This window comes from Brevibacterium sp. R8603A2, from assembly GCF_023072605.1.
Lineage (GTDB): Bacteria > Actinomycetota > Actinomycetes > Actinomycetales > Brevibacteriaceae > Brevibacterium > Brevibacterium pityocampae.
On the sequence record NZ_JALLGN010000008.1, the window covers coordinates 1 to 12,111 of the forward strand.

Sequence of the window (12,111 nt, forward strand, 5' to 3'; positions counted from 1 at the left end):
GACCATCTGGCGGGCATCAGCGAAGGGCCGGCCCCTGCGGCCGGTCGGAGCAGGCAGCAAGTCAGCGATCAGCGACCATTGAGCATCCGTGAGCAGTTGGAATCTCGACATGCTCCCAGGCTCTCAGCCAGCGAACCACATCATTGTCAGACACGCCCTAGTGGTCGAGACAGGCCGTTCCCGCCTGCGCACCGAGTACACCGTGCTGGTCCCGGCAGATACCGCAGCGGAGCGATTCATCGTCGATGGGGGCAGTGCCGAGATCGGTGTGTCCGAGCCGTTCGTGGTGCTGAGCCGGATTCCCGAGCTGTTGCGGTCGGCGGATGTCGCTCGCAGCATCGCGGCAGCCGATGGCAGCGGTATCCGTATCGTCCGCGTCGACGAACTCAAGCCGCATCAATGGGCGGCGGCCCGACTCAACACCCAGTACGACCACTCGGTGATCTCCCGCTTCCGGGATCGACTCGCCGCGGATCCAGCGGCGTGGGAGACTCTCGTCGCCTACATCGAGGAGGGCGCGCATGTTCCACGGGCCGCGGCTCGGCTCATGGTGCACGAGAACACCGTGCGGTATCGCTTGAACAAGCTCGAGCCGATTCTCGGTACGCCGCTCACCGACCCGCTGACCATCGCCGACATCGTCCTGGCCCTCGGGGCGGGGACGTCACCGACCCGGTGACCATGCCCCGCACGACCCGCCCGGCCTCACCCGTCGAGCAGGTCGCGGACGTCGTCGGCGGTGAGCGCCTCGCTGAAGGCCGAACCGTTGTCCATGAGCGCGGTGAAGAGCTCGGCCTTCTTGCGCTGCAGGGCGAGCACCTTCTCCTCGATGGTGTTCTCCGAGACCATCCGGTACACCATGACGTTCTTCGTTTGTCCGATCCGGTGCGTGCGGTCGATTGCCTGGGCCTCCGCGGCCGGATTCCACCAGGGGTCGAGGAGGAACACGTAGTCGGCCTCGGTGAGGGTGAGCCCGAAGCCGCCGGCCTTGAGACTGATGAGGAACACCGGCGCTGATCCCTCCTTGAAGCCGGAGATCGCTCCGTCGCGGTCCCGGGTCGCGCCGTCGAGGTAGGCGTGGTCGATCCCGGCTTCGTCGAGGCGCGCCGCGACGCGGGCGAGGAACGAGGTGAACTGGCTGAACACGATGACCCGGTGGCCCTCCGCTACGACCTCGCCGAGGCTGTCGAGCAGGCCGTCGAGCTTGCTCGAGGGGATGTCGCCGTACTCCTCGGCATCGACGATCGCCGGGTCGAGCGCGAGCATGCGCAGCAGCGTGAGCGAGCGGAACACGATGAAGCGGTTGCGGTCCATGTCCTTGATGAGGCCGAGGAGCTTCTTGCGCTCGCGCTGGAGCACGGTGTCGTAGAGCTTCCGATGCTTGGGGGCGAGCTCGACGACGGTGGTGTGCTCCTGCTTCTCCGGCAGATCGGAGGCGACGAGCTCCTTGGTCCGGCGCAGCATGAACGGCCGGATCCGCTTGCGCAGCTGCACCATCCGCCCGGGCGCATTGCCGGAATCGATCGGTTTGATGTACTCCGCGTTGAAGCGCGCGAAGGACGGGAACAGACCGGGGGCGGCGATCGCGAGCAGCGACCACAGGTCCGCCAGCGAGTTCTCCATCGGGGTGCCGGTGATCGCGAGCCGGAACGGCGCCGGGACGTTCTTCGCCGCCTGGTGCACCCGCGAGGATCGGTTCTTGACGAACTGCGCCTCGTCGAGGATCAGGCCCGCCCACGGCAGCTCGGCGAACTCCTGTCCGTCGATCCGCAGGATCGCGTACGAAGTGATGACGAGGTCCGCGCCGCCGACCTCCTGCGCGATCGTCGTCTTCCGCTTCTTCGACGTCGCGCGGAGCACCCGGACATCGAGGTCGGGGACGAACCGTTCCGCCTCCGCCTTCCACGTCGACACCACCGAGGTGGGCGCGACGACGAGGAACGGTGCATCGCCGACGAGTTCCCCGCTCAGTGCGGTCTCGCTCAGCGCCGACCCGTCCAGCGCTGTCCCGCCCGACGCGCCTGCCTGCCGCCCGCCGGGGAGGACGATCTCCCCGGAGAGCGCGTCGTCGTCCGGCTCGTGGGATGCGTCAGCGGACCTGGCGAGGAGCTCTGCTCCGTCCGATCCCCCGGCCGAGCCCCCGTCCGATCCTCCGGCCGGCAGGGCGCTCAGGTGCGCGTCGCCGCCGAATCCGCGAGCGTGGGCGATGAAGGCGAGGGTCTGCAGGGTCTTGCCCAGGCCCATGTCGTCGGCGAGGATCCCGCCCAGGCGATGCCGGTGGAGGAACGCGAGCCAGCGGAATCCGGTCACCTGGTAGGCCCGGAGCTCGGCGTGGACGGCGGCGGGGACGGGCACCTCGGGCACGGTGTCCACGTCCATGAGGCCGGTGACGGCATCCCGCCACGCCATCGCCGCATCGACCTCGTCGGCGATGTCCTCGAACTCCGCGTACAGACCCGCCTGGTAGCGGGTGATGCGCGGCTGCTCCGGATCCCATTCCGGCAGGGCGTCGGCCTGGGCGAGCACCTCGCGCAGAGGGTCGAACTCCGGCCGGTCGAGGGAGAAGAAGGAGCCGTCGGGCAGCAGCAGCGTCTTCGCGCCGCTGGCGAGCGCCTCGAACAACCGACCGAAAGGGATCTGCTTGCCGTCGATGGTGACGAGGATGCCGAGGTCGAACCAGTCCGTGCGCGTGGATTCCGCAGTGGTGATCCGCACGTGCGGGGCGCCGGTGAGCTCGGTGTAGTCCGGCCGGTCGCCGGAGACCTCGACGCGGACGGTCTCGAGCTCCTCGATGCGGGGCAGGATCTGCTCGCTGAACTGCGCGGTGTCGATGCCGGTGAGCTCGGTCGAGCTCCAGCGCGCGGCATCCGGCCAGACCTCCCGCACCTGGCGCAGGGTCGCGGCCTCGAACTCCCGGTCGCGGCGACCGGTGCGCGCACCGCGGGAGCTGAACTCGTAGAAGTCGATGAGATCGAGGGTGCGGTCGGGGTCGTGGTACTCCCAGTCCCAGCTGAGGACCACCCGGTCGCCGGCCTCGAACTCGGCGTGGAGGTGGAGCTGGGGCGGCCGGTAGCGGGGCACCTCGATCGAGTCGTCGGCGGCGTCGATGGGGATCACCGAGCGGACGACGGGGACGGTCTGCTCATAGAACTCCGCGATGTCCTCCGGCGGCACGACGAGCGGATCCTGGCGTCCGAACAGCTCCCGGACGGGCGGGGCGAGGGGCTTGTCCGTCGGGGCGAGTGCGATGTCGACGCGCGGCAGGCGGCCCGAGGTGTCGAGGGAGGTGAGCGCGAAGCCGACGTTGCCGACCGGCAGCGGGGGGTGCGTGTCGGTGACCGGGACCGTGCGACCGTCGACGGCGACCGTGGGCACGACGTGGAGGTCGCCTGAGTGCTTAGCGAGGGTGAGCGTCACCGTCGCGCGCTCGCCGATGCGCACCTGGCCGACGATGCCCTGGCCGACGAACTCGATCCCGAGCTCCTGTGCCCGCGAGAACAGGTGCCACAGGAACGTGCTCGAGAAGCTCTTGAGCCGGATGTCCCGACCGCCGGTGTCGAAGCCGATGCTGCGGGCGGTGAATTGCGTGTGGAACTGCGCCATGAGGTCGGCCTGCTGGGCGTCGTAGTTCTTCTGCACCATCGGCTGGCCGAGCGTGCGCCATTGCAGGCTGCCCTTGATCCACGTGCCCCGCTTGCCCTTGGTGAGCGGGCGCATGACGAGCAGCAGGCGGGACCCGTCCTGGTAGTCGGCGAGCGTGGCCTGGCGCAGCTCCCGCGGGGCGTACCAGGACTGGGGCTCGTCGACGAGGAAGTCGAAACCGATCCCGAGCGGCAGGACGGGAGCCTGTTCGACGGCGGAGTAGTGGAACCGCTCGAGGACGGTCTTCCACTCCGGCACCTTCGGGCCGACCGGCACCGAGATCGCCGACGCCGCCATCTGCAGCGCGATCTGCGAGAGCGTGTACAGCAGCGCCGCACCGTGCTTGCAGGCGATGCCGACCGGGCAGGTGCAGCGCGAGGCGACCGGGCGGTAGTGGGTGATGCGGCGGTCGCGGTCGATCTCGCGCAGGTGGATGAGGACCTCGTACGGCAGGTCGGAGTTCCCGTGCACGGACCCGACGACCGTGTCCTCCTCCGGGCCCCAGTCCGCGTCCTCCACCCGATTCTGGAGCGAGTACTCCTTGCCCCGCGCGGCGGTGTCCGTGCCGAAGAGCGCGACGATGTCGGCCGGATGCACGTGGGGAGGGACGGGGGGCGAGTTCACGCTCTCATCGTTGCACGAGCCGCGGACACGGACAGCCGGATTGCATCATCCCTGGTCAGGCCTGTGGATAACCGAGCTGTGCGCATCGGATCCACCGGGCGGCTCAGGTGGGGCGGGGGCCGCCGACGTGCTGCGGGCAGCGAACGAGCCATGGGGATCGGAAGCACCAGATGCGCCGGGGGCACCGGGAGAGGAGGGACGCAGCGGCAGCCCGGTCTCGAATCGCGCGGTGAGCTGCTCCCGCAGGGCGCGGGCCCGGCGCTTCTCCTCCTCGGCTGCGGCCGCCTCGGGCCCGGGTCGCTGCGGCGAATCGGCATCGGTGATGCGCGCGGCGTGGAAGTCGCGGATCGCGGCGAGGGGGATCTCCGGACCCGAGGCGAACGCCGGCACCCCGGCGGCCGCCGCCTCGGCCCACGGGGACTCGGATTTCGCGAGCGCGACGAGCGCGCTGGCCGTCATGTCGCCGTAATGGGCGACGACGGCCTCGATCTCGCGCCGCCGGTCCTCGGCATCCGGCCCGGTGAGCCTGATCCTCCGCGGCAGGGTGGTGGAGAAGGCATGGTGCGCGGCGGGCACGGCGGGACCGTGCTCCCAGGCCTCGACCGGCTCGTCGAACAGGGGTTCCCCGCGCCAGGCCAGAGCCCATGCCTGGGCGTAGTGGACGAGGAGGACCGCTCTCGTCTTGTCGATGCCCGGGTGCACGGACTTGATGTGGGCGAGGACGGCCGGGGCAGTGGTGATGGACACGCCGCCGAGCGTACCGCAGCGCGGAACGGGCCTCAGCGGTCCTCCGGAATTCAGCGGACCCGGTCGCGCGAGACGCCGCGGGTCAGAGCGACACGAGCAGGAGCGCCGCCGTGAGGACCACGCCGGAGCCCAGCAGCGTCACCGTGGTGTAGCCGATGATGTCGCGCATCTTGAGGCCGGCGATCGCGAGGACCGGGAGCGCCCAGAACGGCTGGATCATGTTCGTCCACTGGTCGCCGTAGGACACCGCCATGATCGCGATCGCGGGATCGACCTGGAGCTGGGCCGCGGCGTCGAGCATGATCGGCCCCTGCACGGCGAACTGGCCGCCGCCGGAGGGGACGAAGAAGTTGACGAGGCCGGCGGCGAAGAAGGCGAGCATGCCGAAGGTCGTCGGGTTCGCGATCTGCACGAGCGCGGTGGAGAACACCTCGATGAGACCGGAGGCGGTCATGATGCCGAGGATCCCGGCGTAGAGCGGGAACTGGAGGAGGATCTCGCCGACGTTCGCCGCCGCCTGCTTGGTCAGGTGGATGATCTCGAACGGGTTGCGGACGAGCAGGAGGATGAGGGCGAGGAACGACCAGTTGACGATGTCGAGGGTGAGCGAGCCGCCCTGGGCGAAGTGGACTGCGAGGTAGGCGACGAGCGCCAGGCCCACCACCAGGGTGAGGATCCGGGAGTTGTCGATCCGGTCCGCCGGGGTGACGACCTCCTCCTCGGCGGGGTCGAACTCCTCGGAGCCCACGTGCTCCGGCAGACCGACGACCGGCGCGTCCTTCTTGGGCGCGATGAGTGCGAACAGGGCGCCGCACACCACGATGACGGCGAGAGCGGCGAGCATGTTCCAGGTGGAGAAGATCGTCTCCGAGACCGGGATCAGCTGCCCGCCGAGCGACTCGGCGAGGAAGGAGTCCTCGGTGGCCGCGGTGAGCGGGCCGGACCCCGAGTAGCCCATGTGCCAGACGACCATGCCGGAGTATCCGGCGGCGACGAGGAGCGGGAAGTGCACGCGCAGCCCGCGGGTCCGGGCCTGCACCGCGATCTCGCGGGCGAGCAGCGCGCCGACGACGAGCCCGAGACCCCAGGTGATGAGACTCGCGAGGGACGCGATGACGAACACGAAGACGTAGGCGAAGACCGCTGAGCGCGGCACGCGGGCCAGCGCGACGAGCAGCTTCCGCACCGGTCCGGTGTTCGCGAGCATGTGGCCGAAGAGCAGGATGAGCGACATCTGCGTCATGAACGCGAGCAGCCCGGCCAGCCCCTCGCCCCAGCCGGTGATGACGTCGACGGGTCCGGAATCGGTGAGGAGGAAGGCGAGGAGCGCGACGACGAGGGTGAGGATGATCGCGAAGACGAGCGCGGACGGGACCCAGCGTTCGAGGAAGTTGTTGAACGGGCGCATGAGGCCGCCGCTGCGGTTGCCGCCGCCGGTGTCATCCGGGCCTCGGCGGTTCGGGTCGGCGGTGCCCGCGGTGCCGGCGGGTCGGGCGGAGTCGGGGGAATGCTGCGAGTCGCTCATCGGTGCGTCCTTCGTCCTTGAAGAGTGCAGTCATGCCGGGGTTTCCGGTTTCGGCGTCCACCCTAATGGATGCAGGCATGCCCCGTGTCCGTTCCCCGGCATAGAGTGGGGGCAGATCGAGGACAGTTCGCCACAACGACGTGAGGAGGCATCCGTGAACGGAGCCGAAAGCCTGCTGCAGACGCTCGAGCACAACGGGGTGGAGGTGTGCTTCGCCAACCCTGGGACCTCGGAGATGCACTTCGTCGCAGCGCTCGACCGCAACCCCGGGGTCCGCGGGATCCTGGGCCTGTTCGAGGGCGCCGTCACCGGCGCGGCCGACGGCTACGGCCGGATGACCGACCGGCCCGCCGCCACCCTGCTCCACCTCGGCCCCGGCATGGCCAACGGCCTGTCGAGCATCCACAACGCCCGCCGCGCCCGCACTCCGATGGTCAACATCATCGGCGACCACGCCACCTACCACCGTGAGCTCAACGCGCCGCTGACCTCGGACATCGAGGGCACCGCCCGCCCGTTCAGCGACTGGGTCCGCACCTCGCCGTCGCCGAACACCATCGCCCAGGACGCCGCGGACGCGATCGGCGCGAGCCTGTCCGGCCGCATCGCCTCGCTCATCCTGCCGGCGGACACCGCCTGGAACGAGGCGGACCGCTACACCTCTCCTCCCACCGCCGTGCGCCTGCCGGAGGTCGAGCAGCAGCCCGGCGTCATCGACGCCGCCGCGCGGACGCTCAAGGAGAACGGGAAGCGCACCGCATTCCTGTTCGGCGGTCGCTCCGCCCGGGCAGACCGGTTCGCCGTGGCTGCGCGGATCGCCGAGGCGACCGGGGCCACGCTGCTCGTCGACACCTTCTCCCCGCGCACCGAGCGCGGGGCCGGGCGGCACGCAGCCATCCGCATCCCCTACCCCGTCGAGCCGGCGCAGGCGCTGCTCATGGACTTCGACGCGATCATCCTCATCGACACCCAGCCGCCGGTCGCGTTCTTCGCCTACCCGGACAAGGCGAGCGTCCTCACCGCCCCGGGCACCACCTTCCACCAGGTGGCCAAGCCGGAATCCGACTCCCTCGCCGCGCTCGAGGCGCTCCGCTCCGCGGTCATCGGCGACGCCCCGGCGCCGGCCCCGGCCGTCGAGCTAGATCTGCCCGGGCTGCCGTCGGGCTCCATCACCCTCGAGAAGCTCGCCGCCTGGCTGGGCCAGGCGATCCCGGAGAACGGCATCGTCCTCGACGAGTCGATCACCACCGGCCGGGACTTCTACCGGCAGACCACCGGTTCGCGTCCGCACGACTACTTCTCGCCCACCGGCGGTGCCATCGGCTGGTCCCTGCCGGTGTCGCTGGGCGCGGCCGTCGCCTGCCCGGACCGCAAGGTCATCGCGCTCGAGTCCGACGGCTCGGCGATGTACATGCCGCAGGCCCTGTGGACGATGGCGCGCGAAGGCCTCGACATCGTCACGGTCGTCTTCGCCAACCGGAAGTACCAGATCCTCCGCGACGAGATGCACAACGTCGGCGTCCACGACTTCGGCGTCAAGGCGAGCTCGCTGCTCGACCTCCACGACCCGGTCATCGACTTCGTCGCGCTCTCGCAGAGCATGGGTGTGCCGGCCACGCGCGTGGAGTCGATCGAGGACCTCGCCCGCACCTTCGACGGCGCACTCGCCGCCGACGGACCTCACCTCATCGAGGTCGTCCTCTGACCTGACAGCGGGGCATGACCGAGTCGAGCGGGAGTGCGAGCGGCCGCCCGGCGCGAACTCGGATCAGCTCCGCGCCGTCCACGGCAGTTCGAGGCAGTCGACCTGCCGGCCGGGCTCCACCGCCCGGGTCGGCAGGACGACGAGGCCGTCGGCCTGCGACAGCCCGCGGAGCATGTTCGACCCGGTCCGGTCGCACAGCTTCCACTGCTGCTCCGCACCGTCGGTGCGCGCCTCCGCTGCCCCCGCCCCTGCGGTGATCCGGCGGGCCGGGGTCAGGCGCTCGACCGTCGCCGCCGGTGCCCCTGCGGCCAGCTGCACCTGGGCCACGGGAGCCGGTGGCAGACCGAGGGCAGCACGGAGGAACGGCTCGACGACGACACGCATCGCCACCATCGCGGCGAGCGGATTGCCGGGCAGACCGACGTGCCAGATCGCAGCCCCGGGCAGCCGGGTGCACATCGTCGGGTGGCCCGGACGCATGTCGAGTTCCTCGAACACGACCTCCTGGGCCAGGTCCTCGACGACGCGTCGCACATGATCTGCCGCCGAGCGGCCGGTGCCGCCGGTGGTGAGCACGAGGTCCGCGGCCGGTGCGGCTTCCTCGGCATCTGCGTCGTCGTCGACTCCCGCGCCCGGTCCGCCGAGCGCCGATTCGAGGGCGCGCCGCGTCTCCGCCGGATCGTCGCCGATCCGCACCTGCGAAACGACATCCGCACCGAGCAGGTGGAGGTAGGCCGGCAGCTGGGGGCCGAAGGCATCGCGCACCTCGCCGACCGCCGGCAGCCCGGCGGCGCGCACCTCGTCCCCGGTCTGGATGAGCGCGACCCGCGGACGGCAGCGCACCGGCAGGACGTCGAGGCCGGCGACCGCCGCGTAGGCGATGTGGGCCGGCGAGAGCACGGTGCCGCCGGGCACGAGCACCTCCCCGGCGGCCGATTCCCGGCCCGCGCGGCGGATGTGCCGACCGGGCTCGAGCTCGGAGACCGGGCTGCCGGGCGCGAGGTCGAGGCGGGCACGCACTGTCCCGTCCTCCGCCGCATCGACGCCGTTCACCTGGGCGTACTCCCGGCGGATGATGACCGAGGCGCCCGGGGGCACCGGGGATCCGGTGAACACGCGCCGAGCCCGGCCCGGCAGGAGCGTCGCGCCGGCCGACCCGGCGAGCGCGGGGCACCCGTCCTCGAGGACCCACGGTGGGGGGCCGGCGACAGCGAAGCCGTCCATCGCCGAGGAGTCGAAGTGCGGGATCTGCATCGGGGCATGGACATCATGGGCGAGCACGGCGCCCGCGCAGTCGGCGAGCGGCCGGTCGGCGGCGGGCATGAGCGGAGCGATCCCGGCGGCCAGGCGCATCGCCTCGTCCCAGCGCGGAGCGGCGGTCATCGGCGTTCCTCCCCGGCCGGTTCCCCGACGGCGTCCTGGGGCTCTGCGGAGATTCGCTGCACTGCGGGAGCGCGGTGCCCTGCAGAGGCACAGCTCTCGGCCGACGAGTGGGGAACCGCATCCTCCCCGTGTGCCGGGGGAGCGTCCAGTCCGAACCGCCGGGCATCGTCCCAGGTGTCGACGTCGTCGGCGCTCCCGGCCGGCAGGTCGATACGGGCGATCTCGAGTCCGGAGAGGAGCCGGCGGACGGACATGCCGGCGGTGTCCTGAGCGGCCAGGGCCGCGCGGAGCGGTCCAACGCGATGGAGGGCGAGGAGGTGCTGCACCTGATCGTCGCCGCCGTCCGCGGCGCCACGACTCACCCCCACCCAGGCGTCGGGCGAGTGGGCGTCGTCCCGCGAAGAAAGGGCGCCGGTCGGGGAGGAACGGGTGCCGCCCGGCGAGGACGAGGCCCCGCCCCGCAGGCGGCTGCCCTCGCCGCTGTCAGCGTGCACAGAGCTGTCCTCGCCCGCGCTCGCCGCGTCCATGAGCGCACGGATGCCCGCCCCCACGCCCGGCATGTCGCAGGCGAGAGTGAGCACGAGACCGGCGGGCGCAGCATCCTCGGCCCGCGCCGCGTCCCCGGTGAGCGCCTCGACGCCGGCGGCGATCCCGGCGACCGGCCCTGCGAACGGCGGGTCCTCGCGGACGACGCGGATTCCAGAGTCCTCGCACCCGGAACCGGCGAGCACGTCCGCGGGGCCCACGACGACGATCCGCCGGGCTTCTACCCCGGCGTCGAGCAGAGCCGCGATCGTCACTCCGAGCAGCGTCGTCGATGTCGGCAGCGCCGTCGCCGGTCCGAAGGCGGCCGCAGCCGGACCCCCCACCCGCAGGTGGTATTTCGGTATCCCGCCCAGTCGGCGCGACCGGCCCCCGGCCAGCACCAGCGCGGCCATAGCGGCTCCTCCCACCGCGGCCTCACCCGCCGGAGAACGGCGGGAGCACATCCACGGTGTCGCCGGCGCCCACGGTGTGGCCCGGGCGCATCGCGACCCCGCCGACGAGCAGGCTGCTCTGGGCGAGGACATCGGCGAGCGCCGGCTCACCGTCCGGCGGGGTGGGATGGCGCTCGGCGAGCACGCGGACGAACGAGTCCCGGTCGAGCGGCACGGCAGCGGGCAGCTCCTCGAGAGCGAGCTCCTCCTGCGTGCAGGCGGCGGCCGCACGGGCCGCGGCGAAGTAGCGGACGGTGATCATCTCAGCAGTCATCTCAGCCCCCGATCTCGCTCATCGAGCGCTCGGGCTGGACGTAGTCCTCGCTGTCGAGGCCGGCGTGGTCCATGCCGTGGGCGCGGGGCTTGAGCCACATCGCCTGCCGCCAGGCGCGGCCGATCTCCGCATCCGTCCGGCCTGCGCGCAGCAGGGAGCGCAGATCGAACTCCTCGTGCGAGAACAGGCAGGAGCGGATGGTGCCCTCCGCGGTGATCCGGGTGCGGGTGCACGCCCCGCAGAACGGCTCCGTGACCGAGGCGATGATCCCCACCCGGCCCAGCCGCTCGCCGTCCGGTGCGCGCACGACGAACCGTTCGGCCGGAGCGCCGCCGCGCGGCTCCTCGTCGGGTTCGAGTCGGTACCGGGCGGCCAGGGCGGCGCGCACCTCGGCGGCGGTGACCATCGCCTCCCGCGTCCACCCGTGGTCGCCGTCGAGCGGCATCTGCTCGATGAAGCGGAGCTCGAGGTCGTGGGCGAGCGCGAAGTCGAGGAGGTCGCCGGCCTGGCCGTCGTTGACCCCGCGCATGAGGACGGCGTTGATCTTCACCGGGGTGAGGCCGGCGGCGACGGCCGCGGAGATCCCGTCGAGGACCTGCTGCAGGCGGTCGCGGCGGGCGAGCTGCCGGTAGGTCTCCGCGTCGATCGTGTCGAGCGAGACGTTGATGCGGCGCAGCCCGGCGGCGGCGAGGCCTGCCGCGCGTTCGGCCAGGCCGATCCCGTTCGTCGTGATCGACACCGGGAGCGCGGGGTGGCGGGCGTGGACGAGCCCGATGATGTCCTCGAGATCGCGGCGGATGAGCGGTTCCCCGCCGGTGAGGCGCAGCTCGCGGACGCCGAGGTCGCGGACGCCGATCGTCACGAGCCGGACGATCTCCTCGGGGGAGAGGAGGGCGGACTGCGGCATCCACTGCATGCCCTCGGCCGGCATGCAGTACGTGCAACGCAGATTGCACTTGTCGGTGAGCGAGATCCGCAGGTCCTCGCCCGAGCGCCCGAAGCTGTCGCGCAGCGGACCGGATTCCGGGGCGGCTCCGGCGCGCCGGGCGAGCTCCGCGCTGACCGTGCGCGCGGCCTGCTCGGGGAGGCTGGCCTGCTCGCGCAGGCGCGGGGTTCCCAGTCGTACCGACATGTCAGCGAGTCTACAGAGGGCGAGGCGGAAGCGCAGGGGGCCTCGGGCCTTGGCACCGAGGCGACCGCCGGCATCCGAGCTCCCGCCGGCATCCCCCGCCGC

General features: G+C 71.6%; 9 protein-coding genes and 1 pseudogene. 2 read left to right on the forward strand and 8 right to left on the reverse strand.

The window, feature by feature from the left end; translation table 11 throughout:
* Positions 1 to 111: pseudogene (locus MTQ12_RS09260) on the reverse strand (IS5/IS1182 family transposase); the annotation flags it as partial.
* Here MTQ12_RS09260 and MTQ12_RS09265 point away from each other — a divergent pair.
* Positions 89 to 679 (forward strand): PucR family transcriptional regulator, encoded by a 591-nt coding sequence (locus tag MTQ12_RS09265; RefSeq protein ID WP_137318384.1) that lies wholly within the window; start codon positions 89 to 91, stop codon positions 677 to 679. The pseudogene MTQ12_RS09260 and the gene MTQ12_RS09265 sit on opposite strands and share 23 nt — an antisense overlap.
* Before the next feature lie 26 nt (positions 680 to 705).
* On the opposite strand, the gene MTQ12_RS09270 is transcribed toward MTQ12_RS09265, so the two are convergent.
* From MTQ12_RS09270 to MTQ12_RS09280, 3 genes are all read right to left on the reverse strand, one after another.
* The gene (locus MTQ12_RS09270) at positions 706 to 4,266 is read right to left on the reverse strand and encodes a DEAD/DEAH box helicase (RefSeq protein ID WP_247618367.1); all 3,561 of its coding nucleotides are present in this window, start codon (positions 4,264 to 4,266) and stop codon (positions 706 to 708) included.
* A 45-nt stretch (positions 4,267 to 4,311) separates the two neighbouring features.
* Positions 4,312 to 5,013: a type II toxin-antitoxin system antitoxin SocA domain-containing protein gene (locus MTQ12_RS09275; protein ID WP_247618368.1), complete on the reverse strand. Its 702-nt coding sequence runs from the start codon at positions 5,011 to 5,013 to the stop codon at positions 4,312 to 4,314.
* 82 nt (positions 5,014 to 5,095) lie between these two features.
* Positions 5,096 to 6,421, reverse strand: a complete 1,326-nt coding sequence (locus MTQ12_RS09280; RefSeq protein ID WP_247618498.1) for a TIGR00366 family protein — start codon at positions 6,419 to 6,421, stop codon at positions 5,096 to 5,098.
* A gap of 271 nt (positions 6,422 to 6,692) precedes the next feature.
* On the opposite strand from MTQ12_RS09280, the gene MTQ12_RS09285 reads away from it, so the two are divergent.
* Positions 6,693 to 8,243: an acetolactate synthase large subunit gene (locus tag MTQ12_RS09285; RefSeq protein ID WP_247618369.1), complete on the forward strand. Its 1,551-nt coding sequence runs from the start codon at positions 6,693 to 6,695 to the stop codon at positions 8,241 to 8,243.
* 63 nt (positions 8,244 to 8,306) lie between these two features.
* Here MTQ12_RS09285 and MTQ12_RS09290 read toward each other — a convergent pair whose 3' ends face one another.
* The 4 genes from MTQ12_RS09290 to moaA are packed head-to-tail and all read right to left on the reverse strand — an operon-like array spanning position 8,307 to position 12,009.
* Positions 8,307 to 9,626, reverse strand: coding sequence for a molybdopterin molybdotransferase MoeA (locus MTQ12_RS09290; RefSeq protein ID WP_247618370.1), 1,320 nt, complete (start codon positions 9,624 to 9,626; stop codon positions 8,307 to 8,309).
* The gene (locus MTQ12_RS09295) at positions 9,623 to 10,564 is read right to left on the reverse strand and encodes an NTP transferase domain-containing protein (protein ID WP_247618371.1); all 942 of its coding nucleotides are present in this window, start codon (positions 10,562 to 10,564) and stop codon (positions 9,623 to 9,625) included. The genes MTQ12_RS09290 and MTQ12_RS09295 overlap by 4 nt, the downstream gene beginning before the upstream one ends.
* Positions 10,565 to 10,586: 22 nt before the next feature.
* A complete protein-coding gene (locus MTQ12_RS09300; RefSeq protein WP_247618372.1) occupies positions 10,587 to 10,877 on the reverse strand; it encodes a MoaD/ThiS family protein in 291 nt (96 codons plus the stop codon).
* A 1-nt stretch (position 10,878) separates the two neighbouring features.
* On the reverse strand, positions 10,879 to 12,009 hold the full coding sequence (gene moaA / locus MTQ12_RS09305) for a GTP 3',8-cyclase MoaA (RefSeq protein WP_247618373.1): 1,131 nt from the start codon (positions 12,007 to 12,009) through the stop codon (positions 10,879 to 10,881).
* Positions 12,010 to 12,111 lie beyond the last annotated feature (102 nt).